The following is a 15,101-nucleotide window of genomic DNA, read 5'->3' as shown; positions in this document are numbered from 1 at the left end:
CCTTCGACTGGAGGGAAGTGGGGCCGGGGTTTTATTCATGTCAGATCAACCTTTTTTGGTCTGTGCGCTAACCTGCACTAAACTCCCAAGGGTTGTGTGCACAGTGCCCGGCCTGTCCGGGCGCATGCATTTCTGCGGGTCCCAACCGGCCGCCGCAGAAGCACTCACGTACTTCACGTTTAAGTGTTCATCTGGCTGGCAGTTCCAAGATCAAGACTTTAAGGAGTCCCCTGTGACTACTTTCCACCCGAAGAGCGGTGACATCACCCGTAAGTGGTACGTCATCGACGCCACCGACGTGGTGCTGGGTCGTCTTGCTGTTACCGCAGCTGACCTGCTGCGCGGCAAGAAGAAGCCCTACTTCGCACCGAACGTTGACTGCGGCGACAACGTCATCATCATCAATGCGGACAAGGTCCACATTTCCTCCAACAAGCGCGAGCGTGAGATGCGCTACCGTCACTCCGGCTACCCGGGTGGTCTGAAGACCATGTCCCTGGGTCGTTCCTTGGAGCTGCACCCGGAGCGCGTCATCGAGGAGGCAGTCAAGGGCATGATGCCGCACAACAAGCTGTCCCGCGCGTCCATCAAGAAGCTTCGCGTCTTCGCTGGCCCGGAGCACACTTTCGAGGCCCAGAAGCCTGAGACCTACGAGATCAAGCAGGTGGCACAGTAATGACTGAGTACAACGAGAACGTAACCGACGAGCAGAACGCTGCTGTCGAGGAGAACTTCGAGGGCGAGTACACCGCTACCGACGCAGTGAACGAAGAGTTCGTTGCCACTATCGGTGACTCCATCGCTTCCGAGGACGAGGCTGAGCAGGTTGAGGCTGAGCCGGTCGTCTTCGAGGGCACCATCCAGACCGTTGGCCGCCGCAAGGAGGCCGTCGTCCGCGTCCGCATGGTTCCGGGCTCCGGCGAGTTCCTGTGCAACGGCCGTTCCCTGGAGGACTACTTCCCGAACAAGCTGCACCAGCAGCTGATCAAGGCTCCGCTGGTTCTGCTGGACCGCGAGAACCAGTTCGACATCCAGGCCAACCTGAACGGTGGCGGCCCCTCCGGCCAGGCTGGTGCTTTCCGCCTGGCTATCGCCCGCGCACTGAACAAGTACAACCCGGCAGAGCGCACCGACCTGAAGCGCGCTGGCTTCCTGACCCGCGACGCTCGCGCCGTGGAGCGCAAGAAGGCCGGCCTGCACAAGGCACGTCGCGCACCGCAGTACTCCAAGCGTTAAATCGCTCCATCTTTTTGGTGGCGACGCCCCCACGCCCCAACCGATCAACTTTTCGGTTGGGACGTGGGGGTTTCCCTTTTGTCTAGCTTTCGGATGAATTGCCTTTACACGGGAGTGGCACCCACCCGACCTGCGGGGTGGCCGGGTAAGATCTCGCCCTATGGGTAAATTGTTCGGAACTGATGGTGTGCGCGGCCTGGCGAACAGGAAGCTGACCGCGCCGCTGGCGATGAAGCTGGGTGCCGCCGCCGCGCGCGTGTTGGTATCCAAGGAGGAAGTGGGTGGCCGCCGCCCGACCGCTGTGGTGGGCCGCGATCCGCGCGTATCGGGGGAGATGCTGACGGCTGCTCTGTCGGCGGGCATGGCTTCGCAGGGCGTGGATGTGTTGGACGTCGGTGTGATCCCGACGCCCGCTGTGGCCTTCCTCACCGACGACTTCGGCGCCGACATGGGCGTGATGATTTCCGCCTCCCACAATCCCATGCCAGACAATGGCATTAAGTTCTTTGCCGCGGGTGGCCGCAAGCTGCAGGATGACGTGGAGGACGAGATCGAAGCCACCATGCTGGAGCTGCCCGAGACGGGCCCAACCGGCGCGGCGATTGGCCGCATCCTGGATGAATCCTCCGATGCTCTGGAGCGCTACCTGGCCCATGTCGGCACGGCGATTAACCACCCGCTGGATGGTATTCGCGTGGTGGTGGACTGTGCCAACGGTGCGGCCTCTACTGCCGCCCCGGAAGCCTACCGCCAGGCTGGCGCGGACGTCGTGGCGATCCACAGCCGCCCGAATAGCTTCAACATCAACGACGGGGTGGGATCCACCCATATCGATGTTCTGCAGAAGGCTGTGCTGGAACACCAGGCGGACCTGGGGCTGGCACACGATGGCGATGCGGATCGTTGCCTGGCTGTGGATTCCGAGGGCAATGTCGTAGACGGCGATCAGATCATGGCGATCTTGGCTGTGGCGATGAAGGAAAACGGGGAGCTGAAGCAGAACACCCTGGTGGCCACCGTCATGTCCAACCTCGGCATGAAGCTGGCCATGCGGGCCAACGGCATCGAGGTGCTGGAGACGCAGGTGGGGGACCGCTACGTGCTGGCCGAGCTGCTGGCTTCTGATCTTTCGCTGGGCGGCGAGCAGTCCGGCCACGTCATCATTTCCGAGCATGCTACTACCGGCGATGGCACTCTGACGGGACTGACGCTGATGGCGCGCATGGCGCAGACCGGCAAGCCGCTATCCGAACTGGCGCGGGTCATGACGGTTCTGCCGCAGACGCTGATCAACGTGCCGGTGGCGGATAAGTCCGTGATCGCCGACGACGAGCGTGTGGTCGAGGCCATCGCCAAGGCGGAGGAGGATCTGGGCGACGCTGGCCGCGTGCTGCTGCGTCCCTCCGGAACCGAGGAGCTGTTCCGCGTGATGGTGGAGGCTGCTGATCCGGGCACCGCCCGGCGCATCGCGGGGAAGCTCGCAGCCGTGGTGGCGGAGGTCTAGGCTCTAGTTCCCACGACGCTCCTTCACGGTGCCGGGAAACTCCGGCGAACCTTTTTAACATCCGCGCAGTCTAACTGTGCGGATGTTTTGTTGTGCAGTGCGAGGTGCTTGTGCGGGGAACTTGTGCGAGCCGTGGGCGCTAAGCACTGCCGGGGAGTTCAAAGGGGGAATAGACCGTGGGGGAGTTGCACATAGATCCGGTACCGGCCGCCGAGCGGGTGGCGGGGTTGCGCGATGCGCAGCTGAACTGGGCAAATCATTTGAATAGTAACCGGCCGAACGTGCCTGTGGCCGCATTCGGTACGGGACTGCAGGCCAAGGCACAGCAGTTTCTGGACCTGGTTGATCAGGGGCATAACGTGCGTGTAAACCACGCGCACAGGCTGGCTCAGGCAGGCGAGGACATTTCGGGCCTGGTGGATCGCGTAGGCCAGGCCGAGCAGGAAAACTCCGCCAGCTTGAACGCAAGGGGTGGCTGGGCATGACGGGCTCTTTGGATCTTCGGCTGAACGCTGCGCTTGCCGTGATGGCCGGCTTTGGTGCTCCCGTGGAGGGGGCGAAGGCTGCGGCGTCATTTACCAACGGCATGAACCCAGAGACGATCCTTACGTCGCTTGGGCCGGCGAGCAACCAGAAACAACAGGCGCCGGAGCTGGCCGCCGAGGCGTGCGTGAAAGAGAGCCTGAAGGGCACGGGCGATGCACAGCCGGGGACGGCGACGGAGAAGGCGGGGAAGGAGCAGCTGAACCACGAACACTGCGTTCAGGATCGTTGTGTGGCGGTGCGGGATACCGCCGAGATCATGGGCACGACCTCGGAGACCTCGGTGAGTTTGATCGAGGATATTGCCGAGAAGTTGGAGCTTTTCGGCATGGCTGCGATTGGTCTGATCAATGGCGGTAAGCCTCTGCTCGATCTGTTGGCGAAGCTGGCAGGGAAGCTTTCAGAGGATATTCTGCGCAGCCGCAATAATTGTCTGGATACAACCATGGATCAGCTGATTCGCGATGCGAAGCCCGCTGCCGAGCCCGGGAACTCGGACAAGCCGGTCTGCCAGGATCCCAAGCCCGCGGAGACCAAGTGCCCGGAGCCTGTTAAGGCCCCTGAAGGTGATTGCCCAGCGCCGAAGAAGGTAGTGACGCCCCCTCCGGCGGCCGAGCAACAGTGTGAGACGGGGGCTGCACAGCACCCCGCACCACAGGCGGCGGCTCAAGTGGTCACGCAGACGGCTATGGCTCAGGCGCCGCAGCCGGCTCCCGTGCCTGCACCTGTGGCAGACCCAGAGCCCGCGCCAGCACCGGCGCCTATGCCTGCACAGTCCTTGGTGCCGCCACCTCCGCCACCAGCTCCGCCGGCGCCTCTAGCGCCTCCGCTGGCTGGCTCCCTGCAGATCAACGTCGAGGGTGCGGTGAGGCTGTGGGAGCAGATCGTGCATTGTGCGACGGAGGCGCTGACTCCACCGGCGGATCAGTGTCCGGTGCCGCCACCGGAGCCAGCATCAGAGCCGGAGCCGTGCTCAGAGCCGAAGCCGGAGCCGTGTCCGGAGCCGGAACCTGCGCCGGAGTCGGCACTAGCACCAGAACCAGCGCCAGAACCTGAGCCGTGTCCGGAGCCGTGTCCGGAGCCGGAACCTGAGCCGGAACCAGCCCCGCCAACCGAACAAGTTGAGCACAAGGAAGAGTGCGAGCCGGAGCCGAAGCCCGAACCTAAACCCGAGCCGCCGCAGCAGTGCGAGGACCCTAAGCCCGAGCCTAAACCCGAGCTCGAACCGAAACCTGAGCCCAAGCCGGAACCACCGCAGCAATGCGAGGCCCCCAAGCCGGAGCACAAGGCGCCAACACCGCCATCAAGCGACACGAAGGGTGAACCGATCACGCCCGCAGCACCCAGCCCGGAATCTGCACCGGAGCCAAATGCGGAGAACCATCCAAAGCCGCAACCGGTGCCCTCCAAGCAGTGGACTCCGGACGTGTGGGTATCGGCAGCGGGAGCTGCATCCATTGAAATGACAGGCACCTCTGTGGAATTGGCTGGTGCGGGGGCTGCGGCAGTGGGCGTCAATATCGAAAGGAGCGGTGAGTGGTGACCGGCAGGGAAGAGCTTACGGCGCGCTACCAGCGCATCGTCGACGACTACATGGCAGAGGTCGAAGAATCGGTGCGGGAGTTCGAGGAGACGCTCAAGGAATGCACGCGCCAACTCGAGGAGGCCAAGAAGGCGCAGGGGGAGAAGGCACACAAGACGGTCGGCGGCGCGAACGTGAATGCCCCTGCAACCAACGGCGCCCGCGGGATGCGCGGGCGGATCTTCGACTAAACCTAAAAGGTCGAAGTCAAAGGGGCTGAGACCTAGAAGATCTCCGCCAGGCGCTCGTCCAGGTCCACGTTCTCCGGCAGGTTCTTGTAGAGCTCGTGCTGGGTGGCAGTGCGGGTCTTCTTCAGCTCGGCGTGGCTATCGCGGAAGGAGGAGTACTTCTTCTCATCCTCGGCCAGAACGAAGCCAGTCATCAGGCCGCGCGCCAGCTCCTGCTGGCTGAACTGCGGCAGACCAGCACCCAGAGCAAAGTTGCGGCCATACTTCTCGTGGAAGCCGCTGGAGGAAGCTCCGAGCAGCTCACGGTAGACAACGTCCCCACCCCAATGGGCGGCCATGCGCTTGGCGTTGCCCATCGGGGTCTCACCCAAACGGCCAGCCTCCAGCACCAGGCCCGGAGCCTTCACATACTTCGCGGCCTCCGTCGCGTCCGGGGTAGTATCCGCCGGGTACACGGCCATCACGCCATTGATGGTGGGCTCGGTTTCGTAGCCTTTCAGCTCGCTACGGTGGCGGCGGCCCGTCGCTGCCAGCACGGCAGCCGAAGCGCCCATGCCGTGGCCAGCCAGGTAAAGCTCGTTCGGCTGCACCGTGACGTTGCCATTACCCAGGCGCACGCCAGCCAGGATCTGCAGCGCGGTCTCCAGGTCAGCGGCAAAGCCACGGTGGTTCGGGGAGAGGCCCTTCTCCGTATCCGGCGCCGCTACCGCAAAGCCCCAGCTGGCCAGGTGGCGCAGCGTCGCGTGATAAGCATCTACGCCGACACGCCAGTCGTGCCCGAAAGCGATGCCGGGGATGCCGTTGCCTTCCGCCGGGGTGTAAACGCGCCCCGGAATTCCAGCGAAGTTCAGGTCACCGACCATCACGCGGTGCGGGCCGCGCTTGCCCAAGCGAGTAATCAGGTTCTTAATCTTATCTGCCACAGCCCCACAGCTTACCGAAACGGACAAGCCATTGTGTATCGTCAGAGGCATGTGTGCAATTGTTGGCTACGTAGGTGACTCCGAAGCCCTCCAAATCGGGTTGGATGCGCTGGAGCGAATGGAATACCGCGGATACGATTCCGCAGGCATCGCAGTTGTCGAGCAGGGCTCCCTGCACCTCGAAAAAAAGGAAGGCAAACTGCAAAACCTCATCGACCGCATCGATGAGATCGGTCGCGATTCCTTCCGTGGCTCTACCTGTATCGGCCACACCCGCTGGGCGACCCACGGGCGCCCGAACGACGTAAACGCACACCCGCACCGTTCCTTCGACGGCAAGGTAGCCATCGTCCACAACGGCATCATCGAGAACTTCTCCACCCTGCGCGCGGAGATCGAGGCCGCCGGCATCGAGCTGGAATCCGAGACCGACTCCGAGGTTGCAGCACACCTGCTGGCGCTCGCCTACAACGAAGGCGAGACCGCCGGAGACTTCCAGGCCTCCGCGCTGAAGGTTCTCTCCCGCCTGGACGGCGCCTTCACCGTACTGTTCGTCCACGATGACCACCCGGGCACCATCGTCGCAGGCCGCCGCTCTACCCCGCTGATCGTCGGTGTGGGCGAGGGCGAAATGTTCCTCGGCTCTGACGTGGCGGCCTTCATCGACCGCACTAAGAACGCCGTGGAGCTGGGCCAGGACAACGCGGTAGTCATCACCGCCGATTCCTACGACATCTACGACTTCGACGGCAACCCGGTGGAAGGCAAACCCTTCACCATCGACTGGGATCTGGACGCCGCGCAGAAAGACGGCTTCGACTCCTTCATGATGAAGGAAATCCACGAGCAGCCGGCCGCAGTCCGCGACACCCTGGCCGGACACTTTGATGGCCGCCGCATCGTGCTGGACGAACAGCGCCTGTCCGACGAGGACCTGCGCGGCGTGGAGAAGGTCTTCGTCGTCGCCTGTGGTTCGGCCTACCACTCCGGCCTGCTGGCCAAGTACGCCATCGAGCACTGGGTCCGCCTGCCCGTAGAGATCGAGGTCGCCAGCGAGTTCCGCTACCGCGACCCGGTGCTGGACCAGCGCACCCTTGTGGTGGCCGTGTCCCAGTCCGGCGAGACCGCCGACACACTGGAGGCCGTGCGCCACGCGAAGATGCAGGGCGCCCGCGTACTGGCCGTCTGCAACACCAACGGTTCGCAGATCCCGCGCGAGTCCGATGCCGTGCTGTACACCCACGCCGGCCCCGAGATCGGCGTGGCCTCCACGAAGGCCTTCCTGGCGCAGGTCGCCGCGAACTACCTTGTGGGCTTAGCGCTGGCCCAGGCCCGTGGCACCAAGTACGCCGACGAGATCGCGGAGATCTACTATGCGCTGGAGGCGTTGCCGGAGAAGATCGAGAAGACCCTCGACCTGCGCGAGCAGATCCTGCAGCTGGCCGAGGAGCTCGGCCCGGTGAAGACCATGCTGTTCCTGGGCCGTCACGTGGGCTTCCCAGTCGCCCTCGAGGGCGCGCTGAAGCTGAAGGAGCTGGCCTACATTCACGCGGAGGGCTTCGCCGCTGGCGAGCTCAAGCACGGCCCGATCGCCCTGATCGAGGACGACCTGCCCGTCGTTGTCGTCGTGCCCAGCCCGAACGGCCGCCCGGTGCTGCACTCCAAGATCGTCTCCAATATCCAGGAGATCCGCGCCCGCGGTGCGAAGACCATCGTCATTGCGGAAGAGGGCGATGAGGCCGTGCGCCCGTATGCCAACTGGCTGCTGGAGATCCCGGGCACCACGTCGCTGATGCAGCCGCTGCTGTCCACGGTGCCGCTGCAGTTCCTGGCCGCCGACATCGCGCGCCAGTGTGGCAACCAGGACATCGACAAGCCGCGCAACCTGGCCAAGTCCGTCACCGTCGAATAGTTCGGGGTTCTTTCTTAGTGACGCCCCTTGCCGTGCCCTTTTCCTGGAATCCCAGGAGGGGTGGCTAAGGTTATGAACATGTCGGATCGTCACCTTGCGGAACTAGTCGTTGACCTGGATGCCATCGCGCACAATGTGCGTGTGTTCCGGGAGGCGGCGGCTCCCGCCGGGGTGCTGGCTGTGGTGAAGGCCGATGCGTACAACCACGGGGTGGACGTGGTGGCGCCCGCAATGCTGGACGCGGGCGTGGAAGAGCTGGGTGTGGCCACGCTGGGGGAAGCCCTGCACCTGCGCGAGATTCTCACGGAACTAGGGGAGCGCTACGCATCCACGCCGATCACTGCCTGGATGTGGACTCCTGACGATGACCTGGCGGAGGTATTCGCCACGGACATTAACGTTGGCGTGCCCTCGCTGGCGCACGCGCGTTCCCTGGTGGAGCAGGCCGAAAAGGCGCAGCAGGAGGCGCAGGTCAGTGGCTCCGTGCGGGCGACGCTCATGGTGGATACCGGCCTCTCCCGCTCCGGTGTGAGCCCCGCCGAGTGGCAGGAAACAGTCGAGCTGCTGGCATCCAAGACGGAACTGGTGGAAGTCACCGGTGTGATGACCCACATGGCCAGCGCCGACGATCCCAAGTCGGAGGCGAACAACCTGCAGGCCGCCCGCTTCGCAGAAGCTATCGAGTTCTGCCGTTCCTGTGGGCTACCGGTGCCCCGCAATCACATTGCAAACACACCGGCTACGTTGCACCGTCCTGATCTCGCCTATGAGCTGGTACGACCGGGCGTCGGACTATACGGAATCGACCCCATCGGCGTGGGCGTTGAACTAAAGGCAGCGATGACGCTGCGGGCCCGCGTGACCACGACCCGCGTGGTGCCGAAGGGTGAGGGCGTGAGCTACAGCCACACCTGGCGGGCGCAGCGCGACACCCGCACCGCCGTGGTGGCTCTCGGCTACGCCGACGGGCTGCCGCGAAGCGTATCTGGAAAGATGCAGGTGACGATCAACGGGAAGGCATATTCGCAGATCGGGCGGGTGTGCATGGATCAGATCGTCGTGGAGTTAGGGCCGGCCGACAGTACTGTGGACGTGAAACCAGGGGACTGGGCGGTGGTTTTCGGCCAAGGTGGCACCCGGGTGGACGAGTTCGCGGAGCTGGCGGGCACGATCAGCTACGAGGTGCTGACGATGCCGCGGGGCCCGCGGGTCAAGCGGGTATTCAAGGGCGGCCGCCCGGATTTCTCCACCGACGGTTCCTGCGCTGCCGCGACTGCCGATGACATGCGGGCTCTCGGCGAGCAGCTGGGCAAGCAGTTGGAAGCCGGGACCGTGGTGGTGCTCTCCGGGCCGCTGGGTGCGGGCAAGACGACCTTGACCCAGGGGCTGGCCGCTGGCCTGGGAGTGAAGGGGCGCGTGCAGTCGCCGACGTTCACCATCGTGCGGACTCACCGCGCCGGGCAGCGTGGGGTGGGGCTGCTGCACATGGATGCTTACCGGCTGCTGGGTGCGGACGTGGAGGAAGGCATCGAGCCGGGTCGCCACATCGACCGCAACGAGGTGCTCGACGCGCTGGAAAGCCTGGACATAGATGCGGACATCGACGACGTGGTCGTGGTGGCCGAATGGGGTCGCGGAGTGGTGGAGCCTCTAAGTGACAAGGTCCTCGACGTGCAGATCGACCGGAGTAGCGTGGGCAGCCCCGCCGACCTGGCCGATTCGGAAGCCCCTGCTGCGGACGCGGACTCGCGCACCGTCACATGGCGCTGGGTCTAGCTCGACTGGGAGCGACTGGACACTTCCTGGCAAATTCTTAGGAAAAACTGGGGAACCTCTCGGACGGGGTTGCTTTGAGGAGCTTGGCCGTGCAATGATAGTTGACGAATCACCGTGAGGGGTGTTTCACAAGACGCTGGCATTTACGGGCCTGATCAACCCGCCAGTCGTATACCGTCCCTGAGAGGTTTACTGCGAGAGCCTCTCGGGGACTTCTTGTTTTCACCACCGCTTCCATCCGCCATAGAATAAATCCTATGATTTACGCCTTGGCCGTCGATACCTCTACCAATTATGTCACCTGCGGAATCGTCCAGATTTCCGCGAATGGTCAGGTAAACGTGCTTTCCGAACGGTTGGTGGATAACGTCCGCGGCCACATGGAGCTGCTCGCCCCGAACATCCAGGCGTGCCTTGCTGAGGCGGAGCTTTCCCCTCGAGACCTGCACGCGGTCGTCGCCGGCATCGGCCCGGGGCCGTTTACTGGGCTGCGGGTTGGTATGGCTACCGCTGCTGCTTTTGGTGACGCCCTCTCGATCCCAGTTCACGGCATTCCCAGCGCGGCCGCCACGGCGTGGGAGCATGCAACCTCCCAGGTCGGGTCTAAAGCCTTCGGCGACTACTTGATCGTCTCAGATGCCCGCCGTCGGGAGTTCTACCACTCGCGTATGAGTTTCTTTCCCGGGTTGGCAGGGCGGCTGTGCTCTGAGGTGCAAGTTCCGGCTTCCGTTCACGCGCCAGACGTGGTGCGGGATATCCAGCAGGAAATCGACCGCTGGCCTCTGCGGGTGCTTAGCGCTTCCGCGGTCGCAGAACAGGCGGAAGAGCTTTTTGGCTCCCAGGAAGGCTGCCAAATCGAAAGCGTGGATGCACATCCCACACCCCGGGGGTTAGTTCTTGCAGCGCTGGAGTCCCTCGGTTCGGTTCCAGGGTTGTTGGCCGATGCACCCGCACTCCGTGCACTCTACTTGCGTCGCCCCGATGCGAAGGAGCCGAAGGCGAAGGCAATTTCGAAGGCGCTGGACTTTTCCCGCGTGCAGGAGGTGGGTCTGCAGGCCGAAGTTGCAGGCACCAAGGGCGATGCTGCCGGGGGAGATCCGTATACAGGCTCTCAGTCCGCCCGCGTGCGCTTGCTCACTACCACCGATGCGCCCGCCTGCGCGGAGATCGAACAGATCCTCTTCCCTGAGGATTCCCCCTGGTCCGCGGAAGCCTTCGCCAGCGAAATCTGCGCATCGCACACCCACTGCCTCGCCTTGGAGACAACGGACCCCGCGCGCGAACCCCAGTTGATCGGCTACGCAATCTTGGCTGTCGGAGGCCCGTCCCACGATCCGGAGGCGGAGATCCACACCATCGGCATTATTCCCGAGTGGCAGGGGAAGGGTCTGTCCAAGCTGCTCATGGATCCGCTAGTCGCCGTCGCCGACCGCCTGCGTGCGCCCATTTTCCTCGAGGTTCGCACCGATAACCGCCCCGCCGTGGGGCTGTACGAGCGCTACGACTTCGCCATCGAGGGCACGCGCCGCGCCTACTACCAGCCCTCGGGTGCCGATGCTTTCACCATGGTGCGCCCCGGTTTTGTTTCTGATGCCACCCCGGCCCCAGATTCCGGCACTTCAAACCGGCCTACCTACATCATGGGCATCGAGAGCTCCTGTGACGAGACCGGCGTAGGAATCGTCGCCAGCACGGCAACCACTGTCGAAGGTGCGACAGGCGGCGATGACGCAGCTCAGCTGGAGATCGTGGCGAACAAGGTGGCCTCCTCCATGGAGCAGCACGCCCGCTTCGGAGGAGTGGTTCCGGAGATCGCCTCCCGGGCCCACCTGGAGGCCATGCAGCCGACGATGCGCGCCGCCCTGGCAGAAGCGCGCGAGAATGTCCCCGGTTTCCGCACTCCAGACGTTGTGGCCGCCACCGTTGGACCCGGCCTGGCCGGAGCCCTACTGGTCGGCGCTGCTGCCGCGAAGGCTTACGCCCTGGCGTGGGAGGTGCCCTTCTATGGCGTGAACCACCTGGGTGGGCACGTGGCCGTTGGGACCCTCGACGAGGGGGTGGCGGGAAGCACCACCAAGGAGGCTGGCGCCGACAGCGACCTCAGCAACGCCATCGCGCTGCTGGTCAGCGGCGGACACACGCAGATTTTGCACGTCACCGGCGTGGGCGCCCCGATGGAAGAGCTCGGTAGCACCCTGGACGATGCTGCGGGCGAGGCCTACGACAAGGTCGCGCGCTTGCTGGGCCTGGGCTATCCCGGCGGCCCGGTGATCGACCGGCTGGCTGCGCAGGGGAACCCGCAGGCCATCGCTTTCCCACGCGGCATGATGCGCCAGCAGGACTCGCGCTACGACTTCTCCTTTTCCGGGCTGAAGACCGCCGTCGCTCGCTACGTGGAAAAGGCAGAGAAGGAGGGCGCGAGCCTACCCATTGAAGACGTATGCGCTTCTTTTCAAGAGGCGGTGGTGGACGTCCTCATTACCAAGGCTCTGCGCGCCTGCGAAGATAAGGACGCCCGCGTGATGCTGCTTGGCGGAGGTGTTTCCGCGAACAGGCGCCTGCGGGAAGTGGCGGCCGAAAGGTGCGGAGAAGTGGGCGTCGAACTAAAAATCCCGCAGGCAAAACTCTGTACCGACAACGGCGTAATGATGGCGGCACTCGCGGCGCGCCTCGTTGCGGCGGGGGAGGAGCCGAGCGGTTTGGCGACGCCTACCGATCCCTCGCTGGACGTGGAAGAGCCTGTCCTGCGCAATTGCTAGTTTGCTGGCAAGATATTCTGTGACTGTCTAAAAACTCACAACTCTTTCATCACACAACAAGCTAGGAGCTCAATATGCCACGCAGCATGCTGGTAACGCCGGATCTGCAGACGAAGGAAATGGACATTGATCTGTCGGAGGCTGCCGACGTTCTGGGCGGAAGCGAGCAGGATCGCCTGCACGTGGTTTTCGTGGAAAGTGGCCTGACCGTTGCCGCGATTTACTCCTCCGACGCGCGCAAAGCGGAGAATCCGGAGCCGAACCCGCTGGCTTCCATGGGGCGCAAGGAGCAGGAGACCGGCGATTCTAGCTTCATCTCTGACCCTGCTCGCGCGATCCTTGGGCCCGTGCTTTTCGTCGGCGACGAGGGAGCTGGGCTGACCGACGAGGACGTTGAGTCCATCTACAACGGCATCCGCGCAGTTGAGAACTACAAGGAAGACAACACCAAGGATTACGAGCTGTGGTACAACGCGGTGGTTAACCTGACCAAGGGGGTCTAGCGCCGGGGATCTAGCACCGGGGCTGGTTGAGCGTTAGCACTTGCGAGGGTAGAGTGCCAGATAGGTTGTTTGACTCACAGTTGTTCACCCGCGACGACGGCTGTATCTGGAAAACCAACCGGCACAACAGTTCACAAGAGTGAAACCTACAGCTCGAATACACGGAGGTATTCAATCGTGGCTAACGTCAACATCAAGCCCCTTGAGGACCGCGTCCTCGTCCAGATCGTCGAGGCGGAGACCACTACCGCATCCGGCCTAGTCATCCCGGACTCCGCAAAGGAGAAGCCGCAGGAGGCTACCGTCATCGCTGTCGGCCCCGGTCGCTGGGCAGATGACGACGACCGCATCCCGATGGATGTGAAGGAGGGTGACACCGTCATCTTCTCCAAGTACGGCGGCACCGAGCTGAAGTACAACGGCGAAGAGTACCTGCTGCTGACCCAGCGCGACATCCTCGCTGTCATCGAAAAGTAAGCGGGTAGCTGCATGTCAAAACTCATCGCATTTGATCAAGAGGCCCGCGAGGGCCTGCAGAAGGGCGTGGATGCCCTGGCGGACGCGGTGAAGGTGACCCTAGGCCCGCGCGGCCGCAACGTCGTGCTGGACAAGGCCTTCGGTGGCCCAACCGTAACCAACGATGGCGTGACCATTGCTCGCGACATCGACCTGGAGGATCCCTTCGAGAACCTGGGTGCCCAGCTGGTCAAGTCCGTGGCCATCAAGACCAACGACATCGCCGGCGACGGCACCACTACCGCTACGCTGCTGGCACAGGCCCTGATCAACGAGGGTCTGCGCACCGTGGCAGCCGGCGCCAACCCGATCGCCGTGAACCGCGGCATCGCCCAGGGCACTGAGCGCGTTGTGGAACTGCTGCGCGAGCTGGCGCAGCCAGTTGCGGATAACGCCGCCATCGCCAACGTCGCCACCGTTTCTTCCCGCGACGAGAAGATCGGCGCCATGGTTGCCGACGCTTTCGACAAGGTGGGCAAGGACGGCGTGGTGACCGTCGAGGAATCCCAGTCCATCGAGGACGAGTCGATCGTCACCGAGGGCGTTTCCTTCGACAAGGGCTACCTGTCCCCGTACTTCGTTACGGACCAGGAGACCGGCCACGCAGAGCTAGAAAACCCGCTGATTCTGCTGGTACGCGAGAAGATCTCCTCCCTGCCGGACTTCCTGCCGGTGCTGGAGAAGGTTGCCAACTCCGGCAAGCCGCTACTGATCGTCGCCGAGGACATCGAGGGCGAGCCACTGCAGATGCTGGTGCTGAACGCCATCCGCAAGTCCCTGAAGGTTGCAGCTGTGAAGTCCCCGTACTTCGGCGACCGTCGCTCTGCGTTCATGGACGACCTGGCTATCGTCACCGGCGGTACCGTCATCGACAGCGAGCTGGGCCACAAGCTCTCCGAGACCACTCTGGAGCAGCTGGGTTCCGCCCGTCGCGTGAACATCACCAAGGAAGAGACCGTGCTGGTCGACGGTGCTGGTTCCGCCGAGGCTGTCGAGGAGCGCCGTAACCAGATCCGCAACGACATCGAGCGCACCGACTCTTCCTGGGACAAGGAGAAGTTCGAGGAGCGTCTGGCGAAGCTGTCCGGCGGCGTGGCCGTCATCCGCGCCGGTGGCGCTACTGAGACCGAGGTCAACGAGCGCAAGCTGCGCATCGAGGACGCGATCAACGCGGCACGTGCCGCCAGCCAGGAGGGTGTAATCGCCGGCGGTGGCTCCGTACTGGTGCAGATCGCTGCTGAGATCGAGGAACTGTCCCGCCAGGCAGAAGGCGACGAGAGCATCGGCCTGCGTTCCCTGGCACGCGCACTGCGTCGCCCGGCATACTGGATCGCCGATAACGCCGGCCTGGACGGCGCTGTAGTGGTCTCCAAGATCGCCGAGCAGTCCAACGGCTCGGGCTTCAACGCCGCCACCCTGGAGTACGGCAACCTGCTGGAGCAGGGCATCATCGACCCGGTGAAGGTAACCCACTCCGCTGTGGTTAACGCCACCTCTGTCGCCCGCATGGTGCTGACGACCGAGACCGCCGTGGTGGACAAGCCCGCCGCTCCGGCTGATCAGGCAGGGGCACACGCTGGCCACGCCCACTAGGGGGATAGCCGCTGTAACCCGCTGCTAGGCAGCAATAAAGGGAGAGGGATGAACCCCTCTCCCTTT

Annotated in this window: 13 protein-coding genes; 12 read left to right on the top strand and 1 reads right to left on the bottom strand. The window is 63.8% G+C overall.

The genetic code is table 11. The features are described from left to right. Positions 1 to 232 precede the first annotated feature (232 nt). The 6 genes from rplM to JQ46_RS01670 all read left to right on the top strand — a co-directional run bounded on the left by rplM (position 233) and on the right by JQ46_RS01670 (position 5,056). Positions 233 to 676 carry a 50S ribosomal protein L13 gene (gene rplM, locus JQ46_RS01695; protein WP_034984948.1) on the top strand — a complete coding sequence of 148 codons (444 nt, stop codon included), beginning with the start codon at positions 233 to 235 and terminating at the stop codon, positions 674 to 676. Continuing rightward, positions 676 to 1,236 (top strand): 30S ribosomal protein S9, encoded by a 561-nt coding sequence (gene rpsI / locus JQ46_RS01690; protein ID WP_005291842.1) that lies wholly within the window; start codon positions 676 to 678, stop codon positions 1,234 to 1,236. The genes rplM and rpsI overlap by 1 nt, the downstream gene beginning before the upstream one ends. Before the next feature lie 160 nt (positions 1,237 to 1,396). Beyond that, positions 1,397 to 2,740, top strand: coding sequence for a phosphoglucosamine mutase (gene glmM, locus JQ46_RS01685; RefSeq protein ID WP_034984947.1), 1,344 nt, complete (start codon positions 1,397 to 1,399; stop codon positions 2,738 to 2,740). Between the two features lie 176 nt (positions 2,741 to 2,916). Continuing rightward, complete coding sequence (locus tag JQ46_RS01680) at positions 2,917 to 3,225, top strand: hypothetical protein (protein WP_034984946.1); 309 nt, start codon at positions 2,917 to 2,919, stop codon at positions 3,223 to 3,225. After that, complete coding sequence (locus JQ46_RS01675; RefSeq protein ID WP_034984945.1) at positions 3,222 to 4,826, top strand: hypothetical protein; 1,605 nt, start codon at positions 3,222 to 3,224, stop codon at positions 4,824 to 4,826. Before JQ46_RS01680 ends, JQ46_RS01675 begins: the two co-directional genes overlap by 4 nt. Next, positions 4,823 to 5,056 (top strand): hypothetical protein, encoded by a 234-nt coding sequence (locus JQ46_RS01670; RefSeq protein WP_237744669.1) that lies wholly within the window; start codon positions 4,823 to 4,825, stop codon positions 5,054 to 5,056. The genes JQ46_RS01675 and JQ46_RS01670 overlap by 4 nt, the downstream gene beginning before the upstream one ends. A 32-nt stretch (positions 5,057 to 5,088) precedes the next feature. Here JQ46_RS01670 and JQ46_RS01665 read toward each other — a convergent pair whose 3' ends face one another. After that, on the bottom strand, positions 5,089 to 5,964 hold the full coding sequence (locus JQ46_RS01665) for a dienelactone hydrolase family protein (RefSeq protein WP_034985020.1): 876 nt from the start codon (positions 5,962 to 5,964) through the stop codon (positions 5,089 to 5,091). A 61-nt stretch (positions 5,965 to 6,025) separates the two neighbouring features. Between JQ46_RS01665 and glmS the strand changes: the two genes are divergently transcribed. From glmS to groL, 6 genes are all read left to right on the top strand, one after another. After that, positions 6,026 to 7,888, top strand: a complete 1,863-nt coding sequence (gene glmS, locus JQ46_RS01660) for a glutamine--fructose-6-phosphate transaminase (isomerizing) (RefSeq protein WP_034984943.1) — start codon at positions 6,026 to 6,028, stop codon at positions 7,886 to 7,888. A gap of 78 nt (positions 7,889 to 7,966) precedes the next feature. Continuing rightward, positions 7,967 to 9,664 (top strand): alanine racemase, encoded by a 1,698-nt coding sequence (gene alr, locus JQ46_RS01655; RefSeq protein ID WP_237744668.1) that lies wholly within the window; start codon positions 7,967 to 7,969, stop codon positions 9,662 to 9,664. A gap of 257 nt (positions 9,665 to 9,921) precedes the next feature. Beyond that, positions 9,922 to 12,423, top strand: a complete 2,502-nt coding sequence (gene tsaD / locus JQ46_RS01650; RefSeq protein WP_034984941.1) for a tRNA (adenosine(37)-N6)-threonylcarbamoyltransferase complex transferase subunit TsaD — start codon at positions 9,922 to 9,924, stop codon at positions 12,421 to 12,423. A gap of 74 nt (positions 12,424 to 12,497) precedes the next feature. Then, the gene (locus JQ46_RS01645; protein ID WP_034984940.1) at positions 12,498 to 12,926 is read left to right on the top strand and encodes a hypothetical protein; all 429 of its coding nucleotides are present in this window, start codon (positions 12,498 to 12,500) and stop codon (positions 12,924 to 12,926) included. 177 nt (positions 12,927 to 13,103) lie between these two features. Next, positions 13,104 to 13,403 (top strand): co-chaperone GroES, encoded by a 300-nt coding sequence (gene groES / locus JQ46_RS01640; protein ID WP_005291810.1) that lies wholly within the window; start codon positions 13,104 to 13,106, stop codon positions 13,401 to 13,403. 12 nt (positions 13,404 to 13,415) lie between these two features. Continuing rightward, complete coding sequence (groL, locus tag JQ46_RS01635; RefSeq protein ID WP_034984939.1) at positions 13,416 to 15,035, top strand: chaperonin GroEL; 1,620 nt, start codon at positions 13,416 to 13,418, stop codon at positions 15,033 to 15,035. Positions 15,036 to 15,101: the final 66 nt, after the last annotated feature.

It is taken from the genome of Corynebacterium jeikeium (genome assembly GCF_000738175.1).
GTDB lineage: Bacteria > Actinomycetota > Actinomycetes > Mycobacteriales > Mycobacteriaceae > Corynebacterium > Corynebacterium jeikeium_C.
This window is presented reverse-complemented; position numbering and strand designations above follow the sequence as displayed.

What these genes read in the sequence shown, in the direction of transcription:
- rpsI (WP_005291842.1), top strand. Translation starts at nt 676, where the DNA reads ATGACTGAGTACAACGAGAACGTAACCGACGAGCAGAACGCTGCTGTC.
- glmM (WP_034984947.1), top strand. Translation starts at nt 1,397, where the DNA reads ATGGGTAAATTGTTCGGAACTGATGGTGTGCGCGGCCTGGCGAACAGG.
- JQ46_RS01675 (WP_034984945.1), top strand. Translation starts at nt 3,222, where the DNA reads ATGACGGGCTCTTTGGATCTTCGGCTGAACGCTGCGCTTGCCGTGATG.
- glmS (WP_034984943.1), top strand. Translation starts at nt 6,026, where the DNA reads ATGTGTGCAATTGTTGGCTACGTAGGTGACTCCGAAGCCCTCCAAATC.
- alr (WP_237744668.1), top strand. Translation starts at nt 7,967, where the DNA reads ATGTCGGATCGTCACCTTGCGGAACTAGTCGTTGACCTGGATGCCATC.
- tsaD (WP_034984941.1), top strand. Translation starts at nt 9,922, where the DNA reads ATGATTTACGCCTTGGCCGTCGATACCTCTACCAATTATGTCACCTGC.
- JQ46_RS01645 (WP_034984940.1), top strand. Translation starts at nt 12,498, where the DNA reads ATGCCACGCAGCATGCTGGTAACGCCGGATCTGCAGACGAAGGAAATG.
- groL (WP_034984939.1), top strand. Translation starts at nt 13,416, where the DNA reads ATGTCAAAACTCATCGCATTTGATCAAGAGGCCCGCGAGGGCCTGCAG.